Annotated in this window: 2 protein-coding genes; both read left to right on the top strand. The window is 42.7% G+C overall.

Annotated elements, in window-relative coordinates:
* The first annotated feature begins 190 nt into the window (after nucleotides 1–190).
* Nucleotides 191–427, top strand: a complete 237-nt coding sequence (locus KIV40_RS32290; RefSeq protein WP_285353431.1) for a hypothetical protein — start codon at nucleotides 191–193, stop codon at nucleotides 425–427.
* Between the two features lie 199 nt (nucleotides 428–626).
* Nucleotides 627–830 (top strand): hypothetical protein (locus KIV40_RS32295; protein ID WP_285353432.1); only part of this gene is annotated, 204 nt, incomplete at its 3' end.

Below are 830 nucleotides of genomic sequence, written 5' to 3' on the forward strand. Positions count from 1 at the left end.
TCTATGTGCCTTGATAGATGGGGCACCGCGAGTGAGTTTCTATTTTGGAAATCTTGGTTTTCTTCGTGAGAATAAGGGCTTAGCGCTAAAGTAACTACATCGAAACTGAAGACACCAAAACGAAAGATTCAATTGAACAGCAATTGATATCGACTCAACGCATAATACAGAAAGAAAAATGAGGTGATGTATGAAAAAGCTAATCGCACTAGGTCTAATGGCAATCTCAATGAATACTGCTTTTGCTTCTGACGGTAACTACACAGGCACGATTGATATGACCCTTACCTCAGACAACCAAGTTCAATCTGAACGCATTGCACCAGAGCCAAAACTGCAGGGTCGCAACGAAGCGTCTGACGGTGGTGTGCGTTTCATGACACCTTCTGACAAGCATGAATTTGTGCTTAACGGTCGCCGTGACTAAAACAGAAAGTGCTCAGTATTGAGGAAGCTTAAGCCTTTAAAGAGCCAAAATCTTGTGAAATTCATTGTCTTATCTAACAGCCCGCACTGAAAATGTGCGGGCTGTTTTATTTCAGTCTAATTAATTGAATTAAAAAGCAGAATCGTTAAATCGTTCCTACACTTAGGTAAGTTTAGTTAGCCTGTGTAGGGAGAAAAGTGTGTTCAATTGGAGGCCTAGTCATGCATCAAAGACTTTGATGTTATGGATACTGACATTGTGTGTTGCGGTGACAACCGTGGACGCGTGGGCGCAAGCGTTACCAGATCTAGAATACATAGACAGTGAAATCACCAAACTGAGCGCGGAGAATCCCAAAAACGAGGGGCTCATTGGTCAATATGAGACCTTAAAGGCGGGTGTG

This window comes from Vibrio sp. D173a (assembly GCF_030248475.1).

Bases quoted from the DNA above. Each gene is read 5' to 3' on its own strand.
- KIV40_RS32290 (WP_285353431.1), top strand. From the start codon at position 191: ATGAAAAAGCTAATCGCACTAGGTCTAATGGCAATCTCAATGAATACT.